This window comes from Neochlamydia sp. TUME1 (genome assembly GCF_000813645.1).
GTDB lineage: Bacteria > Chlamydiota > Chlamydiia > Chlamydiales > Parachlamydiaceae > Neochlamydia.
Genome location: NZ_JRXI01000038.1, coordinates 1 through 21,464, shown reverse-complemented (window position 1 = coordinate 21,464; position 21,464 = coordinate 1). Strand labels below are relative to the sequence as shown.

At 37.3% G+C, this 21,464-nt stretch carries 13 protein-coding genes; 11 read left to right on the top strand and 2 right to left on the bottom strand.

The features are described 5' to 3' along the window. Positions 1-188: 188 nt before the first annotated feature. The 3 genes from DB41_RS01820 to DB41_RS01810 all read left to right on the top strand — a co-directional run bounded on the left by DB41_RS01820 (position 189) and on the right by DB41_RS01810 (position 6,422). A complete protein-coding gene (locus tag DB41_RS01820; RefSeq protein ID WP_039383694.1) occupies positions 189-488 on the top strand; it encodes a tetratricopeptide repeat protein in 300 nt (99 codons plus the stop codon). Between the two features lie 430 nt (positions 489-918). Further along, a complete protein-coding gene (locus tag DB41_RS01815) occupies positions 919-3,315 on the top strand; it encodes an F-box-like domain-containing protein (RefSeq protein WP_039383692.1) in 2,397 nt (798 codons plus the stop codon). Further along, positions 3,279-6,422, top strand: coding sequence for a tetratricopeptide repeat protein (locus DB41_RS01810; protein WP_306459956.1), 3,144 nt, complete (start codon positions 3,279-3,281; stop codon positions 6,420-6,422). Before DB41_RS01815 ends, DB41_RS01810 begins: the two co-directional genes overlap by 37 nt. Positions 6,423-6,534: 112 nt before the next feature. Here DB41_RS01810 and DB41_RS01805 read toward each other — a convergent pair whose 3' ends face one another. After that, positions 6,535-7,452 carry a hypothetical protein gene (locus DB41_RS01805; protein WP_039383689.1) on the bottom strand — a complete coding sequence of 306 codons (918 nt, stop codon included), beginning with the start codon at positions 7,450-7,452 and terminating at the stop codon, positions 6,535-6,537. 211 nt (positions 7,453-7,663) lie between these two features. Between DB41_RS01805 and DB41_RS01800 the strand changes: the two genes are divergently transcribed. From DB41_RS01800 to dnaK, 8 genes are all read left to right on the top strand, one after another. Continuing rightward, on the top strand, positions 7,664-8,422 hold the full coding sequence (locus DB41_RS01800) for a VIT1/CCC1 transporter family protein (RefSeq protein WP_039383687.1): 759 nt from the start codon (positions 7,664-7,666) through the stop codon (positions 8,420-8,422). Positions 8,423-8,427: 5 nt separating this feature from the next. After that, positions 8,428-10,416: a heavy metal translocating P-type ATPase gene (locus tag DB41_RS01795; protein WP_039383686.1), complete on the top strand. Its 1,989-nt coding sequence runs from the start codon at positions 8,428-8,430 to the stop codon at positions 10,414-10,416. Between the two features lie 384 nt (positions 10,417-10,800). Then, positions 10,801-12,537 (top strand): hypothetical protein, encoded by a 1,737-nt coding sequence (locus tag DB41_RS01790; protein ID WP_039383684.1) that lies wholly within the window; start codon positions 10,801-10,803, stop codon positions 12,535-12,537. A 285-nt stretch (positions 12,538-12,822) separates the two neighbouring features. Continuing rightward, positions 12,823-14,190: a hypothetical protein gene (locus DB41_RS01785; protein ID WP_039383683.1), complete on the top strand. Its 1,368-nt coding sequence runs from the start codon at positions 12,823-12,825 to the stop codon at positions 14,188-14,190. Between the two features lie 159 nt (positions 14,191-14,349). Continuing rightward, on the top strand, positions 14,350-15,123 hold the full coding sequence (locus tag DB41_RS01780) for a hypothetical protein (protein ID WP_039383681.1): 774 nt from the start codon (positions 14,350-14,352) through the stop codon (positions 15,121-15,123). Between the two features lie 217 nt (positions 15,124-15,340). Further along, the gene (hrcA, locus tag DB41_RS01775) at positions 15,341-16,534 is read left to right on the top strand and encodes a heat-inducible transcriptional repressor HrcA (protein ID WP_080502352.1); all 1,194 of its coding nucleotides are present in this window, start codon (positions 15,341-15,343) and stop codon (positions 16,532-16,534) included. 14 nt (positions 16,535-16,548) lie between these two features. Further along, positions 16,549-17,169: a nucleotide exchange factor GrpE gene (locus tag DB41_RS01770; RefSeq protein ID WP_080502351.1), complete on the top strand. Its 621-nt coding sequence runs from the start codon at positions 16,549-16,551 to the stop codon at positions 17,167-17,169. A gap of 139 nt (positions 17,170-17,308) precedes the next feature. Further along, positions 17,309-19,285, top strand: coding sequence for a molecular chaperone DnaK (gene dnaK, locus DB41_RS01765; protein WP_039383677.1), 1,977 nt, complete (start codon positions 17,309-17,311; stop codon positions 19,283-19,285). A 1,001-nt stretch (positions 19,286-20,286) separates the two neighbouring features. Here the strand turns inward: dnaK and DB41_RS11875 are convergent. Next, a partial coding sequence (locus DB41_RS11875; protein ID WP_039383676.1) for a hypothetical protein occupies positions 20,287-21,464 on the bottom strand: 1,178 nt, incomplete at its 5' end.

Sequence of the window (21,464 nt, the reverse complement as noted above, 5' to 3'; positions counted from 1 at the left end):
AAATTTGACATTTGATACTCCTTATTAGTCTTAAGCCGCTCACTTCAACTTCCCTGTTGCCAATTTTAATGAGCGATAGGGCTTCAAGCTTCGCGGCTTTTAAATTGTGTTTCCTTTATTTTTTATCACAAATGTCAGATTAAGTCCTATCTATTACACTTAAGCTTTTTGGTAAAAATCATCCCACCGTGGCAATTCGTTACAGCAATCTAGGAGCAATCTATCAAGAACAAGGCACCTTAAACAAAGCGGTAGAATATAGTCACAAAGCACTTGCTATTAACCTTACTCTTTTCGGTGAAAACAATTCCAAGATAGCAACAAATTACAATAACCTAGGAGAAATTTACCAACTACAAGGAAATATGGAAAAAGCGCTTGAGTGTGTCAATCATGCTCTTAGAATTGCTATCAACATCTATGGTAACAACCATTCTACCGTAGACGCACTTGTAACCCGCCAGCAAACACTTAAGAAAGAGATATAGGGCACCAAATATGGAGATAATATATAAATGGCAAAAAAACTATGTAGTTTGACCTGATTTACCTTAAAAAACTTCATCATTGCATCAATTTTAGAAAGATAAAGGCTCGGCTGCACTTTTGCCTAGCATGCAAAAGAAAGAGGCTTAAGTAAGGTTTATTTATTGCAATTGGCAAAAAAATTATAACTCTCACGATTAGCACTATCCCCATTTAAGATGGCTTATGCAAGCTCTTATTACGCAAAAAAGCAAGGTACTAAAGCCAAAATTTTTCAATCTGTTTGTTGAAAAAATTTTATACAAGCTAAAAAAGGAAATATTTTCTATTTAAACTTTAAGTAACTTAGCTTATAAAGCAATAAAAAAATTTATAGATACTAGTGTCAAATGTTTAAATTTAACCAGAATCAAGTAGAAAGGCCTTAGGTATATGCTATCAGAAAATTTGCGCGTCCATCCTCTTATATTCCCTGTGTTTAAAAGTATAGAGGAAAAATCTATAAGTGTTAGGAGAGATACTTCCGTTTATGCAGAAATTAGCCTAAAAATATTTGCAGAATTAAACCTGCCAGATTTAAACCAAGCAAAGCTTGTATGTAGAGCTTGGAAACAGCTCATTCAAAGCAACAACCTATGGAAAAAATGTGGTTCGGTAGGCCCTAGAATTACCGCTTTAAAAGAAAATCCGCTTGAAGTGGATCAAGCAGATATACTTGATCCATCTGCAGACCAGTGGACACCAAGGCAAATAGCTATATTCTTGTGGCAAGATCCCACCACTGTTATTAGCGATTCACTAGTAGCAAAAGTAAATGCTGCGGCTGCTTACCTAAAAGAGGAAGGATTTACATTAAAAGGTGTTGCGAGTAATGGTGACTGCTTTTTTAGCGCTTTTCTAGAAAGCTATGCCTATCTTTCTAGAAAAATTCCTTTGCTAGAAGAGCAGGCAGATAAAATTTCACATCTAAGGCAAGTGCTTTCAGGCATTGTTAAACACAAGGATAGTAAAAGAGCTGAAGAAATAGGAGAGAGAGGAGCTTGGGTAAGCGGCATTGGTGAAGGAGATTTATTAGCTTCAGCTTTATCCATACCTATCAGGCTGATAACAGTTAATGAAAAGCAGCTGATTTGCGGGATTCATGATGGGTTAATTTTCTCAGAAGCAGGCTTAACTGAAGAGGATAGATCCCAGGAATGGAAAACAATTTCTCCAGAACAACAGCCTGCAGAATATATTTTTATTGTCGATTTAGGTGGCCACTTTGTTTATGCACAACCCTTAAAGCAAACTCAATTTCTTTTTTTAGATTCAAAAATTTCCGGCCTCCTCTATTCTGGTGCTCTATCTAAAAATATACTTAAAAAAAAATTAGATAACTTGGAGAATGATGAGCTCTTATCAAAAGAAAAGGTAAAAGAAGCAGAAGAAACCTATGCGCTAGCTTTACAAATTGCTGTGCAAAAGAAAGACGCTATTGAAGAAAGCATATACATAGAAAGACTTGGTGACGTCTATTTAAGAAAAGGAGCATCTGTAACTCTTTGCCAAGCAGCAGGACTTTATCAGTATGTTTTACGTCTCTCTTCAGAAGACAGACAGGAAATAATTAAAGAAAAGCTTTTCAATGTTCAACACCTACTTACTAAACTATGCGAAGGAAAGCTTTTAAGCCATGAAGTAATGAAGGAGCAATTTGAAGACAATCGTAAAACATTAAAAAAACTTAGAGAAGAAATAGAAAAGAAAATTCAAGCTTTGCCAGAAACTCCTTCTTCTGAAAAAGTTAGAGAGCTCTACGCTGAGATCGCCCAGCAGATAAAAATTTTCTTTGAGTTTCTTGCGAGGCAAGGTATTGAAACCTTAGGCCCTGCGCCATGTGAATATGCCATGATTGGCTTTGGCTCTTTAGCTAGAGAAGAAATGACTCCTTACTCAGATTTAGAATTTGGGATTCTTATACAAGATGACACTAGCAGTAATAAAAAATACTTCAAGCATCTCACCGCTCTTTTACACCTAAAAATCATTAATTTAGGAGAAACCATTCTTCCTGCCTTAAACATTACTTGCTTAAAAGCTATAGATTTTTTTGATGGCATTACGCCACGAGGCTTTGCCTTTGATGGAGCAGGAGTAGATGGAAAAGGCTGTAAAACTCCTTTTGGGAATGGTAAAACGTTTGAGCTTATCCAAACTCCTGAAAAGATGGCCCAATATATCGGTATGGATGGGGAAGGCCAATGGTGGCATGAGAAAGAGCCACACCTTCCCATGGAGCTGCTAAATTTTACTCATCTGCTAGGAAACCATGAATTAACCATAGAATATGGTAGAAAAGTTCAAGAAAAACTTAACATGCCTTTTCAAGAAGGACTCAACCTTCGTCAGGTTTTAGGCAAGCATCATTTAGTTCAAGCGGATATGATTAATTTTGCTCCAGACATGAGTAACCTAGAAAAGCATGGCATGCTTTTTAGAGTTAAAAATGATTTTTATCGTTTTCCTCATCTAGCCTTGGATCGATTAGCTTTACTTAAAGAAGTTCCAGCTGCAGATACTTTTGCGAGGATTGATCAGTTAAACAATCAAGGGATTTTAATGAATACTGCAGCTGATAAATTAAAAGAATGGATGAGTATAGCTTTATTTATGCGACTTAAAACCTATTCCCATTATCAAGCACAGCAAGAAATGATGAATCCTCTTATCAAACCCTTTAGGTTTGAGGATCCTAATCTTATTCACAAGCAATTCGCTTTAGATAATTCTACCCTAAAAAAAGTAAAAAAATTTATCAAATTTTTATTCCTTTTTATAGCGCGCTAAGAGAATTTTTATCAGGCCATGAGGATAGGCTTAAATCCTCCACTTTAAAGGGGGAATCTTTAAAAATTCAAGGAGATATAGCTCTACGGCTTTTTCAAAAAAAAGAAGCAAAAAAATGTTATATTTTAGCCAAACAAAGAGATCCAGAAAATTCTGAGATATTAAGTGCATTAGCAGTAATTTATAATCATCAAGGAATTTTAAAAAAAGCGGTCAAATATGCTAATCAAGCACTTAATTTTGACCTTGAGCTCCTAGGCAAAAATCATCCTACTGTGGCAAGAGATTATTCTAATCTTGGAATGATCTTTAAAGAACAAGGTAATTTAAATAAAGCAGCTGAATGTATCGATAAAGCCCTAAGCATTGATCTTAAGCTTTTGGGAGAAAATCATCCCATTCTAGCTATTCGATATAACAACCGGGGGATTATCTATAAAGAACAGGGTAATTTAGAAAAAGCATTTGAATGCTTCTCTAAAGCGCTCAAAATCGACCTTATGCTTTTTGGTAGGCATCATTCTTCTATAGCGAAAGATTATAACAATTTGGGGCAAATCTACCAAGAACAAGGAAATTTAACATTGGCAGCTCAGTACATCCATAAAGCGCTCAAAATTAACCTTATGCTTTATGGCAACAATCATACTAATGTAGCAAGAAATTATAATAACCTTGGAATGATATATGAAAATTTAGGACATTTAGAGCAGGCAATTAGATATATTGATCAAGCTCTCGAAATTAACATTAAGCTTGATGGAGAAAACTCTCCTGCTGTGGCAAGAAACTATCACAATTTAGGAATGATTTATCAAGCACAAGGAAATTTAAATGATGCAGCTAAGTATTGTGAGCAAGCCCTTAAAATAGATAGTGAGCTCTTGGATGAACATCATCCACATATAAGTTCGGATTACAATACCTTAGGAAAGATATATATAGAGCAAGGAAATTTAAATAAAGGATTAAAATGTATTCAAAAAGCTCTTACTATTGACCGGAAGGTTTTTGATGAAACCCACCCCTCTATTGCTATGGATCTTAATCATTTAGGATTAATCTACCAAAAACAAGGGAATCTTAAGGAGGCAACTAAGTATTATAAGCAAGCCCTCGAAATTAATATCATCTTATACTCTAATAATAATTTTAAAGTAGCAACCTGTTATAATAACTTAGGTGGGATCTATAAAGCACAAGGAGATTTAACTAAAGCAGCCCAGCATGCTATCCAAGCCCTTAACATCGCTTTTAAGCTTTTTGATAGGATACATCCTGAAGTGGCTATATATTGCAATAATTTAGGACAAATTTACAATGAACAAGGAGATTTAGTAAAGGCTGCTGAGTATTGCAATCAAGCCCTCTCAATAGCTCTTAATCTTTTTGGGAGTAATAATCCTCATGTGGCTATATATTGCAATAATTTGGGACAAATCTACAAAGAACAAGGCAATTTAGAAAAGGCTGCTAAATATATCAAAGAAGGTCTTGCCATTAGCATTAAACTTTTTGGTAAAAATAATCCCCAAACAGCTATGTGTTACAATAACCTTGGACAAATCTACCAAGCACAAGGAAATTTAGAGAAGGCAGCGAATTATATTAAGAAAGGGTTTGCAATTAGCATTAAGCTTTTTGATAAGAACAATCCAATTATTGCAACTTTTCATGCTAATTTAAGCAGCATTTCCTATGATCAAGGAAATTTAGAAGAAGCAGCTAAGCACCTCCGAAAAGCGCTTAAAGTTAATATAAAACTATATGGAGAAAATGACTTAAGAGTTGCAGGAAACTATAATCATCTGGGCCAAATATGCCAAGCACAAGGAGATTTAGAAAAGACTGCTGAGCATACCAATCAAGCCCTCGCAATAGCTCTTAATCTTTTTGGGAGTAATAATCCTCAAGTAGCCGCCTACTACAATAATCTGGGACAAATTTGCAAAGCACAAGGGGATTTAATAAAGGCTGCTGAGCATACCAATCAAGCCCTCGCAATAGCTCTTAATCTTTTTGATAGTAATAATCCTCAAGTAGCCACCTACTACAGTAATCTGGGGCAAATTTACCAAGCACGAGGAGATTTAGTAATGGCTGCTAGTTATATCAATAACTCTCTTAATATTAGTCTTAAGCTCCATGGAGAAAATCATTTACTGAGCGCAATAAATTATAGCAATTTAGGAATAATTTACTTTATTAAAAGAGATTTAGAAAAGGCAGCCAATTATACTAAGAAAGGGCTCACCATTTATATAAAAATGTATAGCGAAAATAATTCTATAGTATCAACGTGTTACAACAACCTTGGAAAAATTTATGAAGCTCAAGGAAATTTAATTAAGGCGACTAAACATATTAAGAAAGCCCTCAACATTACCCTTAATCTTCATGAAAAAGATAATCTAACTCTCTCTGTGCTTTACAACAATTTAGGCTGCATCTCCCTTGAGGAAAAAAACCTAGAAACAGCAGGCAAATATATCCGCGAATCACTCGCGATCAACATTGAGCTCTATGGAGAAAATCATTCAAGGATTGCTATAGATCATAATATCCTAGGAAGGATCTATTCTACTCAAGGAGATCTAGTAAAGGCAGTTGAACATATTCAGAAAGCGCTTACTATTAACATTAATCTATTTGGTAAAAATCATTTTGATATCGCAAACAATTACAATAATTTAGGCAACCTGTACCTTGCACTAGGAGATTTAGATAAAGCGGTTGAACTTATTGAGAAAGCCCTCGAGATTACCCTTAATCTTCCTGAAAAGGATAATCTAACTCTCGCATTGCTTTATAACAATTTAGGCACGCTTTATCAAACACAAGGAAATTTAGATAAGGCGGGTGAATATATTAAGAAATCCCTCGAGGTTACCCTTGATCTTTTTGGAGAAGAGGATCCAGCTATCGTCACTCTTTACAACAATTTAGGCACGCTTTATCAAACACAAGGAAATTTAGATAAGGCGGTTGAATATATTAAGAAAGCGCTCGTAATTAATATTAAGCTTTTCGGTGAAAATAATCCAGGAGCGACAATACTTTATAATAATCTTAAACGAATCTACCAAGCACTAGGAATTTTTGAGTAGGTAAATTGAGCAGATCGGAAACGCCATCTAAAAAAGGAAACGTATAACTTTATAAATTTTGCTTTTACGTTAAAAACTAAATAGATTAAATCTAATAAACTCCTCTACCTCCTCAAAGACGAGTAGCCTTAAGAATAGAAAGTTGAACGCCGGCCGTGTGACCTAAATCGAATAAAGAAGGCAGATCAGGATTACTATCCATATAGATATTCAAGGTCTTCATCATCCTTAATTTCGAGGCTTCGGGAAGCTCATTTAAGGTGTTCACAAGAAGCATGGCAAGCATAGCCATATTTGAGTCTTTTAAGGAAAAAGGATCTGATAACACATCCATAAACTCTTTAGAAGTTATCCATTCATATTTGGCTTTATATATCCCCCCTAAAGCAGCGGCTAGTAACATTACCTGCATTTGCTGAGCTAACACTTTTTTCTCTCCTTCATTCATAGGGGCTGCTGAAGGCAATTTGTCGACGATAGTCATGAGATAACCGCCTAAAACTCCATCAAGGGACCATTGAGCTATTTGAGTAGCAAATTTATGGGCGATAACTTTTTCATCTGTCAATCCAGGATTTTTTTGTAAGGCTTGGGCAATTTGTGTCCCAAAAATAGCGCGAATAAAAATAGTAGCCACTGCTAAAACTAATCCCCCCGCCATATTTAGGTCTTGCCATAGAGGGTTTAATTCCTTCCGTCGCTCAGCCTCTCTTTTTTCCTCTGCTATTTTTTTTAAACTTTGCGACCAGCTATCTAAAATGTTTAAGCAAATTTTGTCCATCGCTAATTGGCTAATAGCTATTATGTTATTAGCGTCAGGAGGAATTAATAAGGGATTGGAAAGAGGAGGTAAATAAAGTGAAGCCACTACTGCACTCGCTTTTTCGATAGAATCTTTAGAATGCAGAGAGGTCTCTTGGACTTTGGAGTCTAATGCTGAAGTTTGCTTGGATGGATAAAGTGCCTCAGCATTAGGCAAACCTGATTGATTACCCATTCCTGTATTCAGGTTAGTAAAATCTTGGCTCATAAGGACATCCTCTGCTATACATCTTTCTCTTCTTAGTGTAACATATTCAACTATTTTGTAAAATAATTTATTGAAAAGCTAAAAAGCTTATATTAGCGGTTCCTTTATTATTTTTTAGCTGCAGCGATTATTGAATGCCTTTTTCTTTCCTTATTGCAAAAATTCATGTTAGAATGCGAAATATTAACAAAGATAACGGAAAGAAAAATTAATGACAGAAAACACCCATTTTACCCATAAAGCTCCTATTGAGCACGTAGCCGAAAAACTAGCCGAAGGAAAATTCTCTACGGTGGAAGTGCATGGAACTGAAATTCCTGGCCATTTTTCTGCTGCTGCCGATGCGGCCCGTGAAACAGCAGTGGTTTTGCTTCTCATGAGTTGTATTATTCTTTCATTTAAATTGCCTCTCGTTTCCCTTACCTTGGCCCTGATTATCTTTTCTACGGGATGGACGCTATGGAAGTTTGGACGCAGTGCCTGGCTTGGCTGGTCACGTCTAGAAAGATTGCATCGTCTTGTTAAACAAGAGAAATGGGAAATTGATCATAATCGTGAGCAAGAAAAAATGGAGCTTAAAGATCTATATGCCAATAAAGGCTTTGAAGGCAAAATGTTAGATCATATAGTGGAGGTTTTAATGGCTGATGGAGACCGCCTTCTTAGGGTAATGGTAGAAGAAGAGTTAGGCCTTAAACTTGAGTCTCATGAGCACCCTTTAAAGCAAGCTTGCGGTGCTGGCTTAGGAGCAATTGCTGCTGCTGCTATGGTTCTCACCTGCCAGTTAGTAGCACCAGGATTTCAAGGTTTAGTCATAGGTTCATTAGGAACGATAGCTGCGGCTTCAGCGCTCTCAGCTTATTATGAGCAGAACCGTATGATTCCTGCTGTTATCTGGAATGGAGGGCTTGCCATTTTAGCTTATGCCTGGGTCTATTTTCTCCACGAATTTTTTTTTAGACAAGGCTGATTATTATGCATGCTAGCAAGACTCATACACCTGCTTTTGGAGAGTTTTTTGAATTGGATTCTCCTGAAACTTCAAGCCCTTTCATCAAGCCCGCAAGTCGTCAATGGGGAGTCAATCTTACCTTAAAAGCTTCAATAGCAGCTACTATTTTACTCGCTATTTCTTTTGCATTTTCCTGGTTTAAGGTTACTCATTCCCTATCGACATTATTACTAGTCATAGTTTATTTTTTAGCAGGCATTCCTGCCTTAATCGAATCTTTTGAAGATCTAGCTAATTTAGATATTAATATTGATATTTTGATGACTTTAGCAGCATTTTCTTCCGTTTTAATTGGAAGCGGAATGGAAGGAGGGCTACTGCTTGTTCTTTTTGCTCTATCAGGTGCCATGGAGCAAGCGGTCACAGAAAAAGCTAAAAGCGCTATCAGTGCTTTGCATAAACTTTCTCCCACCAAAGCTAGTATAGTACAACCAGATGGGACATTACTAGAGAGAGCTATCAATGAAATTCAGGTAGGCGAAAATATTTTAGTTAAATCGGGTCAAGTGGTGCCTTTAGATGGAGTAGTGATTGAGGGCATTTCAAGCGTAAATCTTGTCCACCTGACAGGCGAAAATTTTCCTATGACAAAAAAAGTCGGAAATGAGGTGCCGGCTGGAGCCACTAACTTAGATGGAGCTCTTGTTCTGCAAGTGCTAAGAACTAGCTCTGACTCGACCTTGGCCAAAATCATTCAATTAGTCACTCAAGCTCAAGATGCTAAACCTAAACTTCAACGCTGGTTTGATAAGTTTAGCCGCCGCTATGCTATTTCTATCATTTGTTTATCCGCCTTTTTCGTGCTCATTTTGCCTTATCTACTTTCTATCCCTTTTCTAGGCATGGAAGGATCCGTATATAGAGCTCTAGCTTTTTTAATAGCCGCTTCGCCCTGTGCTTTAATTATAGCTATGCCTATTGCTTATCTAAGTGCTGTAGGAGCTTGTGCAAAGCGCGGCATTTTGCTAAAAGGAGGAGTCATTTTAGATGCATTAGCATCTTGTAATAGGGTTGCCTTCGATAAAACAGGGACTTTAACCACAGGAGAACTTACCTGCGCAGCTATAGAAACCTTGGATCAAGGAATTGATAAAGCTACAGCCCTTAGCATCGCTTTTGCGCTGGAAAAAAATGCCGTACACCCTATAGCCAAAGCTATCTTAGCTTATTCTCATCATACTAAAACTTTACCCGTCGAGCTTAAAAATTTTAAAGCAATCCCAGGCAGTGGCCTTGAAGGAACCGTTATTCTACCCGAGGGAGATGTTCCTGTCCTTATTGGACATCCCGAATTCATTGCAGGAAAATTAAGTCCTACCCAGGCTAAAGTTTTATTAGATAAATGCGAGGAGTTACAAAATCAAGGTGAACTTGTCTCCCCTCTTCTAGCTGGTAAACACCTAGTATTATTCCGCTTTCTCGATACAATACGGCCTAACATTCAAAGCACTTTAAAGAATCTTAGCCAAAAGATGGGCTTAAAGCTGGTTATGTTGACAGGTGATCATCAATATAGTGCTGAGCGCATTGCTAAGGAGCTTGGTATCTCCTCCTTTTATGCTAATTTAAAACCCGAAGATAAACTAAAACATGTAGCGCAACTGGCGGAAAAAGAAGGTTTGGCAATGGTGGGTGATGGCATTAACGATGCCCCTGCTCTTGCACGCGCAACAGTAGGTATTTGCATGGGAAAAGTAGGAACAACTACAGCTGTTGAAGCCGCTGACATTGTGCTTTTGCAAGATAATATTGAACGACTAGATTGGCTTTTTCTTAAGGCAAAAAGAACTCAACGAGTTGTAAAGCAAAACCTTTTTATAGCTATTGCAGCCATTTTTATTGCTACTATTCCTTCTATTGCTGGATTCATCCCTTTATGGCTAGCAGTACTGATGCATGAAGGAGGCACTGTAATAGTAGGACTAAATGGGCTACGTCTTCTAAAAAGTTAAACCTTGTCTTCTATCTAAGCCGGCCTGATATTAGCACCTAGGCTTACTCATTTAGCTCCTCTTCTAAAAGCAATCCTAAGCTAAAAAAATTTTGATAACCCCTAGAGGATTTTTTGAAGAGGAGTTTTTTAATGTCTTCTTAAGCTAATTCATTGACTTAAAGTTATAGTGGATTAAAAGCTTACAAGTACGCAAAAAAGCTCTTAAGAGTCCTTCACCTCCTTTCTTATCCTCTCTTACTATTTTTTTTACTCCCCTCTATTTAGTAGTCTATCCTGACAATCATTCTTTTAATTTAATGTTAATGAAATATGTTGTAAAAAAAACATTCTCATTCTATAAATTGTTGTTATAAATAAACTTACGTTTACCAAGGAGAAAAAAATGTCCGCACCTACCGTAACAAGAGCTAGAGTTGCAGAGCCAGCGATGGAAAGACAATCTTTAGCAAATAAAAAAAATATGCCGGTTCAGTTTGGTTCAATGAACAGAGGCAAGACTTTTACAATCGCCACTTTAGGGGTCACAGCAAGCGTGGCAGCAGTCGCAGCTGTTGCAGCTGCAGTTTTTTCTTCTTACTTGGTAGCTGCTATAGCGGCCACGGCTTTAGTGACAACAATCTTAGCTACTATTTCCGCCACTCGTATAAATCTTTCTGCTGAAGATTTAAAAAAACATAGTGAACTTACAACCCAAGTTGCTCGCCTTGAAACCCGACTTCAAGAGCTCAATCGGCTAAAAGCCAATGCTGAGGCAGAGGAAAATCAAAGCATTAAAAAATTCGATGTAGAGCTTCATACAGACGAAGGTGAAACAACATCCCTATTGACACAAGAGAAATCAGGGGATGCAGCAAAAATTCTAAGGAAGCATGAAAGCGAAGTAAAAGATATAAAGGAAAAGTTGGTAAATCTTAACAAAAGTTTGTTAGAGGCAGAAAGCACGAAACAACGAATGAAAGAGGATTATGAGACTCAGATAAAAGCAAAAGAAGCTAAAATCCTGGAACTAGGCAAACAATTAGACAAGATCCAAAAACAGTTAGAAGAAACGCAAAAACATATCCCTCAACAAACAGTTCCTACCCAAGGACAAGTAAATAGCAAAGAAAAAATTAAAGTAGAGGCTCAGGAGAAGGAAAAGGTAAAGCTGCAAGCCGCCTTGGAGCAACTTATTCAAGAGAAAAAACACTTAGAAGATAGCTTAAAAGCAAAAAATGCCGACTTTGACCAACTTAAAAATACGCATCAGAAATTGTTAGAACAAAAAGGAAATGAGGTTTTTGAACTGCAAGAAAAATTAAAAGCGGTTAAGAAAATGTTGCAGTCTCAACAGCACTCTGAAGAAATAGCTCAGAAAAATGCCGCACTGGAAGAGCAAGTAGAAGCCCTGAAAAAACAAATTCAGAACCAAGCCACTAACGTAGAGACCAAAGAAAAGCAGATAGTAGAGCTCCAAAAAAATATCCAGACCTTTCGCAAAGAGAATGAAAATTTAAGTCACGAATTTATCAACTTAAAAGAACTGAATGCTACCTTAGTAGGAAAAATCAAAGAGGAAAAACTTAAACATCCTGAAGATAAGTCTTCCAGCGAGAGACAAGTAAGATTTGCTCAAGAGAAATCCTCTCAACCTGCTGTCCAAACTTCTCCTTTACACTTTACTCCTGAAATGGAAGAAGATTTGAAACAGTATTTCAAAGCCAAGGATATGGCCCTAACCTTTTCTATCGATCAGCAGCTCCATATATTAGGTGTACTAAAAAAGAATATTCTAGCATTAGGCGGTAAAGTTAGCAGCGAAGCAAGAGAGCCTGCTATTGAATGGATCGACATAAATTTTAATAACCTAATATTTAAAAAATATGAAGCTTTTAAAACAGAAATTGAAGATTTAAGGCAGAAATTAAAGCAGAATAACGCTTTGGTTACCAATGAAAATGAGCTAGAAGAGCTTAAGAAAGAGACGCAGAAACTTAAAAATGAGCGGTTGCTTTACTTTAAAGATCAAGCAGAACTTTTAGAAAAATTTAAGGCTAAATTAGAAGAAAACAAAAAAGCTAACAAAAAGATTATCCCTGTTGTCGAGCAATGTCTTGCCTCTCTTAAGATGAAGAAATAAGCTATAAAGGCTAATCATTTTATCTTTCTTTTAAGGTCTTGCTGTGCCCAGCAAGACCTGCCTTCAAGCTGCTTCTCTTATTCCATTTTTCGACAAATAAAAAATAAAGCCAAATACTTTGTTCTTTTAGAGAATAGAAAGCAAGCAGAAAATTTAAACAATAATAGATAGGCTCCCTTTTAAAAAGTTATCTTCCCTAACTAAATCATATTCCTCTTGTAAAAAAACCTAAGTACACTTATAAACTTAAGGTCATTTTACGCTGAAATTTCTAAGGAGAAACAAATGACACAAGAAGTAATAAATAATGCTTTGCAAGCTTTATATCTAGGAGATGAACAACCCTCCCTCAAAAGAAAGGAATCTCCGGGAAATATGCAAGGTCGCCGAGTAGCTACTATCTGCTTTGGCAGCCTGGCAATCATAGCTTCTACCGCAGCAGCTGTAGCAGCCTTCATTTTTGCTTCTCCTATGATTGCAGGAGCCTGCGCTACTACTGCGCTAACAGGAACGTTTATCTCTACTATTCTAGCCAGCAGCCTTAAAGTTCCTTTTTCATTAATTAACCTAGTGAAGAGGCTGACAGAAAAAGTTAAAACTTTGTTTCAAGCTAATAATGCTTTAAATCAACAGATAGAAGAATTAAGAAATCAACCTATTAATCATGAAGATGAAGTTGCTAAACAAAAAATAGCTCAACTTAATCAACAAATAGAGGCACTAAAAGTAGAAATCCGAACTAGCTACGAAGAAACTCACCACTCGAAAGAAACACTCCAACATGCACGAGAAACTATAGCTAAAGCTGAAGAGCAAATAGGTGAGCTTACTCAACAGATTAATGAATTAAATGCTAGGATGGGCATTAAAATTGAAGAGACTCAAGCCCTCCAACAACAACTTGAAGAAACAAAGAAAATAGTTGCTGACAAAGAAAATGAAATACAGGAAGTAAAAAATTCTTCAAATTCCGAGTCTAACATCAAGGTCGCGCACACTGCACTGAACGAACTTCATACAACTCAGATAGCCAAAGCAGAGATAGAAAAAAAGCTCTCGGAAACGCAGAAAGAGATAGAAAAAATGAAGAAGAAGCTCACTAAAGTCGACTATGAGAAGAGGGCTGTTGAAGTTAGGTTAAAAGAAACAAGATCAAAACTTGATATTGCACAGGACAGCTTAGTCAAAAAAGAACAAGAGATTGGGCTTTTAAGAAAAAATTTAGATAATACTATGGAATTGTCAAAACATCAAGTGGAAGAAATTAAAGACTTAAAAGCTAGGCAAGAAAGATTAGAAAAAAGATTAAGCGAGAGCCCCTCAAGCGATGAAAATGTTCCATCTACCCTTACTTCTTCCGCCAGTGCTGCAGAACATCTAAGTGCTGATACCTCAATTGAGAACCCAGTCCATGCTGCCAAGATTGAAAAACTAACTGAGGAGCTCCAGGCATTAAAAGCTGCTATTCAAGATAAAGAGCGTGAGGCTGAAGAGATTAGGAGTAAAGCTAAAGCCTATGTTCATGAAGTTAAAGAAGGTACAAAAGATTTCATAGATAAACTGCGCAATAAAATCTACAGCCTGATGGAAAGAAATTCAAGCAAAGAAGAAATCTTAGTAGCGATCGATAAGATGGTAAATGCAATAAAATAGGCCGAACGAAAATAGAACCCATCTTTTTAAGCATTTAAAGCTCTGTCCTAGGCAAAAGACAATAAAATTTTAAATAGTTAATTCCTACGAAACAGATTTTTATTCCCTAACAGTTTCTTATATCCTTAAAAAGCATTTTTAAATAAAGGAAAAGCAAAAATGTCAAGCCTTACACCTAATAGCCAGGTTTCGCAGAATGATTCTGCGGCTATTCCATTAGCCGCTTCCCCTCACCAGCCTTCAAATCTTAAGAAAAATTTTTATTCCTTTACAGTAAAAACGATAGTGTTTGGAGCGACTGCAGCTACTGTTTTACTAGCCATTAAATGCATTAAGCAGGAGCAGATCACCTTGATCGACCCTAGAATTTTAAATAACTTCGAATCAAAATTTATAGCCATTTCCTCTGAAAAAATTATAGCAACAGCAGTAGGGGCATGTGCTTTATTGGCATTAGAAGTTTATAAAAAAAACAAGATGGTCGAGCAGTTAGCTGTTAGAAACCTAGAATTGCAAGAAGAAGTTAACATTTTGACTACGACTCTGCAAGAAAAGGCAACTGAAATTCAGCAATTAAATCAATCTCTAGCCATTCCTTCGGTAAGTAGCGAAGTGGAGCCTACACTTATTCCCCCTTCCTTAATAGAAAGTACGCCTTGGATAAGAACGGATACCTGTTATGAAGTATTGGCTACCCCTCCAAAAAAACCTCCACTTATTCCTCCTACCCCTGCCACCCATGCAGCTCGAATTCTAAGAGTATTATATAATGATGAGCTGAATGTGGAGAATAACGAACAAACTTTACCGGAAGAAGTGGAGGATGAAATTTCATCGACCCCTTTTTCTTCTCCTCACTCCACTCCCCCTACTCCTTCTAAAGATGCTGCTCGACATCTAAGAAAAATATTTAGCGAAGAGCCTAATTTTTAGGATCTATAGCAATTTTTTTTAACCTTTCTAGATAAACTTCTTGTCTAAGTTGTTACCCCTCTTTTGTGTATCTTACCAAGAGGGGTTTTTATTGATATTTTTCTCCCTTGAAAGAGCATTTTCTAAAATTTAGCAATTAAAAACATTAACTGCTAAAAATTGCTTGATCGCAAATACCTGATAAATTATCATAAGTTCACAAAGGAAGGAGCATATCTTGAAAGCGTTAAAACTTATTACCGTAAAAAAATCGGCTAAACATAACCGTGAGCGGCAAGTTTTAATGGGGCTGATTGAATTATACCTTAAAACGGGTAAACCTATCGGCTCTCATACCCTTAAAGAATTTCGCTTTGAAGAGTTAAGCTCGGCTACCATTCGTAACTATTTTTCGAATTTAGAAAAAGAAGGTTATCTTTCTCAACAGCATTCTTCTGGTGGACGTATTCCTACAACTCAAGCATTCCGTCTATACGCCCAGGAACATTCTACCACACTGCAGACTTCAGAAGCTTACCAACATGAACTTCAAAAACTTCGAGATAAAGAAACTCACGAACTAGCTTCTTACCTACAAGAAGCTGCTGAAACATTAAGCCACCTAGCAGAATGTGCCGTTTTTTTATCTGCCCCTCGTTTTGACCAAGATTATATCAATCAAATAAAAATTGTGGAGATCGATCATACACGTTGCTTATGTATCATTCTTACTAGCATTGGCCTGATACAAACGGAAATCATGCCTCTTGATAAGCGAATGAGCACCTTCTCCTTAAAACGAATGGAAAGATACTTTCAATGGCGACTCAACCGTATCCATCAATCCCCTAGCTCGATAGACATCAACACGCCAGATAATCTTACTGAAGAAGAAAAAAACTTAGCCCAATTATTTTATAATGAAATTATGGTGCGCTACATCGTTAGTTATTCCAACTTTACTGATGAAGATATCTATCGTACCGGTTTCTCAAAATTGCTAGCTTACCCCGAGATGCAAGACGTCTCAAAGCTTACCCACTGTCTCTCTTTGTTTGAAAACGTTCCTTCTATGCGTTTATTGTTAAAAGAATGCAGCAAAAAAGAGACCTTAAAGTTTTGGATAGGTGAGGATCTTGATTTTCTTTCTGTGGGTCCGCAAGAATGTTCTGTAGTTACAGTTCCTTATTATGCCAATAAACAGTGTGTGGGAGCTATAGGACTGCTAGGCCCTATACGCTTGCCCTATCGGCATCTATTTGGCTTATTGCATAACTTTTCAGAAAACATTAGCGAAGCTATTACCCGAAGTATTTACAAATTTAAAATTACATTTCGTCAACCACAGCGAGGGACGATCAGTACCCAACCGGATAAGCCATGCTTTTTGGGTGAATCTTCCCTCATGCTTATTGAACACAATGGTACGTAAAAGAGGAGCAAAACATGACTATTGAAGATATACCTGATAAAGATGAATCTACTCAATCTTTAGAAAAGCAAGCAGCTTTAGAAAAGGAATCAAAGCATAAAAGAGAGCCAAAAACAGTACATATTAGTGATCTTGAACTCGAGCATCTCAAGAGAGAGATACACGAATATAAAGACAAATATTTACGCTCGATTGCTGAAGCAGAAAATTTAAGAAAACGTTTAAATAAAGAACGACAAGAAATGATGCAGGTGGCTATTCAGAGCGTGATAGTAGATTTTCTTACTCCTCTTGATCATATGGAAAAGGCTTTGTCTTTTACAGATCAAATGTCTGAAGAGGTAAATAACTGGGCCACTGGATTTAAAATGATACTTAATCAATTTAAAGAAGCCCTTACAAATAATGATGTGCATGCTTTTAAATCGGTAGGGATGCCCTTTGATCCTCATCATCATGAAGCAGTAGAAATGATAGAAACTACAGAATTTCCTGAAGGCACTGTCGTCGAGGAAAATACTAAAGGTTATAAAATGGGTGGCAAAATTATTCGACCTGCTCGAGTAAAAGTTGCAAAAAAAACAAACTCTGAACCACATATAGAGGAAAATTTATCTTCCTCTACAAATGAATGAGTGAAAATAAACGTTGAATTTAGTACAGAAAACGCTTAAGTGAGTGTTGCCTTTTCTGAAAACAAAGCTATAACACTTACATAAGGCTTTAAGCCAAATAAACCATCACATAGCAAATTACAAATAAGGAGTTTTAAAGATGACTCAAAAAAAATCAAAAATTATAGGCATTGACTTAGGAACTACAAATTCCTGCGTAGCAGTGATGGAAGGTGGAGCTCCTAAAGTCATTGCTAATGCTGAAGGTACAAGAACCACTCCCTCTATTGTAGCTTATAAAGGCAATGAGCGCCTTGTAGGTATTCCTGCAAAGCGTCAGGCTATTACTAATCCGGAAAACACTATTTCATCTTCAAAACGCTTCATTGGCCGTAAATACGATGAAGTGGTGTCGGAGATTAAAACAGTACCCTATAAAGTTACTAAAAATGCCAATGGAGATGCAGTCTTTGAGGTATTAGGTAATAAGATCGTTAGCCCAGAAGAAGTGGGTGCACAAATCTTAATTAAGATGAAAGAGACAGCAGAAGCATATTTGGGAGAAAAAGTGACCGAGGCTGTGATTACAGTGCCTGCCTACTTTAACGATTCTCAGCGCCAATCCACGAAAGATGCTGGTCGTATTGCTGGCTTAGATGTTAAACGTATCATCCCTGAACCTACCGCCGCTGCATTAGCTTATGGTTTAGATAAAGAAAAGAGTGATAAGAAAATCGCGGTATTTGACTTAGGAGGAGGCACTTTTGATATTTCTATCTTAGAAATAGGAGATGGTGTGTTCGAAGTGTTAGCCACGAATGGTGACACTCACTTAGGTGGAGATGATTTTGACAACGAAATTCTTAAATGGATTCTTGATAGCTTTAAACAAGAAAATGGCATCGATCTGCATAATGATAAGATGGCTTTGCAGCGCTTACGTGATGCAGCCGAGAAGGCAAAGATTGAACTCTCTGGTACACAATCGACAGAGATTAATCAACCCTTCATCACCATGGATGCTACCGGGCCTAAACACTTGTCTTTAACCCTAACTCGCTCAAAGCTAGAAAGCTTAGCTCATAACCTAATCGAGCGTACTAAAGAACCTTGCCTAAAAGCCTTGAAAGATGCTGGCTTAAAAAAAGAGGACATTAACGAAATTATTCTCGTAGGTGGAATGACTCGTATGCCTGCTGTGCAAGAGGTTGTCAAAGACATTTTTGGTAAAGAAGGAAATAAAGGGGTTAACCCCGATGAAGTGGTAGCTGTAGGTGCAGCGATCCAGGGTGGAGTTTTAACAGGCGAGGTAAAAGATGTACTTTTACTCGATGTTACACCTCTAACGCTTGGTATCGAAACAATGGGCGGCGTAATGACTCCTCTTGTAGAGCGTAACACTACCATTCCTACTCAAAAGAAACAGGTTTTCTCTACTGCTGCTGACAATCAACCTGCCGTAACGATCCGTGTCCTGCAAGGTGAACGTAAGATGGCCAATGATAACCGAGAAATAGGACGGTTTGACTTGAGCGATATTCCACCAGCTCCTCGTGGCATCCCACAGATCGAAGTAGCTTTTGATATCGATGCGGATGGTATTTTGCATGTTTCTGCAAAAGACATATCGAGTGGCAAAGAACAAAAAATTCGTATTGAAGCTCAATCAGGGCTACGTGAAGATGACATCCAACGTATGCTTAAAGATGCTGAACTTCATGCCGAAGAAGATAAAAAGCGCAAGGAAGAAGTCGAAATTCGCAATGAAGCGGATTCCCTCTCATTCCGTGCGGCAAAATCAATTGAAGAGTATAAAGAAAAGCTACCTAAAGATCTTGTTGATACGATCCAAAGCAAAATCGAGGCTATTAAAAAAGCTTTAGAAGGCATGGATATCGAACGTATAAAAACAGCTAAACAGGAATTGGAGACCCAAATGCAACATATTGGGGAAGCCATAGCAAAGGCAGGGGCTGCAGGTCCGCACGCAGGAGGCCCTGATGCTTCCTATGGGCAGTCTACAGGTGGCCCAGGAGCTGGCTTTGGTGCTGAGCAGCAAGAGTCTCAGAAGCAAGGTAATGGAGAAGAGACGATAGAGGAAGCAGACGTAGAAATTATTGATGACAATAAAAAATAAGATGTCGGCATTTCAGAAGACAGCGAAAAAAACGCTGTCTTCTTTTTCTTTATTGCGGCCTACTTTTCCTTCCCATAGCAATTATTTATGATGAGGAGTACTGGCCTCACATCTCCAATCTTTTACTCTTAATTCTATTTCAATAGAATAAACCGGGTTTGCTAGAACTTAAACTAGTGGAATTGTAGATAACGCTTACCAACCTCACAAGCCCTGCATTCAGCCTACTCGCACAGACAAACAAAAGTTAATGAGTTAGTTTACATTTTAGGATACGATTTAAAGCGGCCTTAGATGGATTTCTTATCCAATAACTCGCGTTAACAAGTAGCGAATTATCAAATTAGGGCACAGATAATAAAATCTCTTCTGCCTCTCCTAAACCTGCATGAAATTTAGAAAAAAGCTCTCCATTTTCACGGTATGGGTAAGTTTTTGATTGCTGCCTTGCAAATCGCTGTTTTCTTGGAGGATTTTACAAAAAGCAGGATTTTTATCTAAGCACTCCTTAATACATATTTTCATACTTTCGAAGTCATTCGCTCGTTGCATCTCTTACTTCCAAGCTTCCATTAATTCATTAGCCGGACGATCGGCCAAATGATAAGACATACTTAGTTCTTATTGGATTTTTAAGAGGAAAGCAACTTTTTATTAATAGCGCCACTTGGTAGATGACAGAAGATTTTACATTAATCTTCCATTGCTTAAAAAAAAACTTATTAAACCTACTAAACATAAATTAATAAATAGCAATTTATATAAAAAGAATGCCTATATAAAATAAAAAAGATATCATTACCTCATATTTTCTACTCTTATCCAATCCGATTTTTCGTAAGCGGTTACGGGGGTAGGCCTGCTTAATTTTTTGACGATAAGGAGCCAATATAAAGCAGAAAGTGCATTAAATACGAATAAAAACTATTCGCAAGTACATTTGATTTTGCAGATGCCCGTAAAATCCCATCTAAATCTGGTCCCCCTCTGACCGCTCATGATTATTCTTGAGTTGGCAATGGATCGATGGCTGCAATTGCAGCGCCTTGGTTTTCTACCCGTTTATGGAAAAGTAGGATCCTATTTCCCGAGTAAGCAGCTTCATATTCATAGCCTTCGGCTAGCATTTGCTCCGAAGTTAAAATTTGAAAGGAATCCACATTCCATACTTCCATCATCGCTGGCAAATCTTGTGCAAGCTTTGCTAGTACCTTTTGCTGCTTGATCTGATAATTGCTTACGGGTTTGGTAGGAAGGCTTATAAATCCAGCTACACTTGCTTCTGTGGAGGGCAAACTTAATGCTTGAGTCTCTTTTTTTTCTTCAACTTCGCTAGAGGATTGATCTTTAGATAAAAGATTTCGACCTATAGAAAAAAGTGAAGACTGAATATTTCCCCAAAAGGAGGGCTTGCCATTATAAAGCTTTCTTTCTATTTTTCTTTGTTCATCATTTTTAACAAGATCAATGCACGTAAACATCCTATTAAAATCATTCTCCTCTCCTAGCTCATGCTCCCTAAACATACAACAAAAACCAAAGAAAGCCCCTTCTGTTATATAGGATGAGAACCAATGCGATAGTTCTAAGTGGGAGACATTAGGATTCTCAAATGTTCCATAAGCAGTGGTGTAAATCTTTTCTGCGGGACGACGTGACATACCTTTCATCATCTCTATATCCGATCGGAGTAGAATGCTTTCTCCCAAGGGCATATCTTTATACATCTGCTTAAGAACCTTCTCCTGGTCTTCTATCTGCTGACTCTCTACCACCTGATCTTTGTCAGTTAAAACTTTACCTAAAATCTTTATTTTAGCTACTTCTTCTTCTACCTCTGAAACTAATAAGGAATATTGTTTGCTTTTTGAAGGTTTCATTAGCTTCCTAGAAGCTTCGTAAATGTTAGCAATATTCTCAACAGATCGTCTGAGTAAAACCCGTAGTTCTTGCGGTTCTTTGCGATCGTACGTCTCTCTAGATCGCTTATCTTGCAAGCTGTACTGGCCATGATCGAGCAATCCCAATATAGATACCTCCTGTGGAGGTGAACTAGTGCTAGCTAGGTGAGAAATCGCAAGAGTGTTAGCTAAAGTATGGCAAGAAGGTGAAGTAGCAGCCTTATGCTTAGCTAGCGCACCATCTTTTAAAAACTTTCCTTGGATAAAAACAATAATTC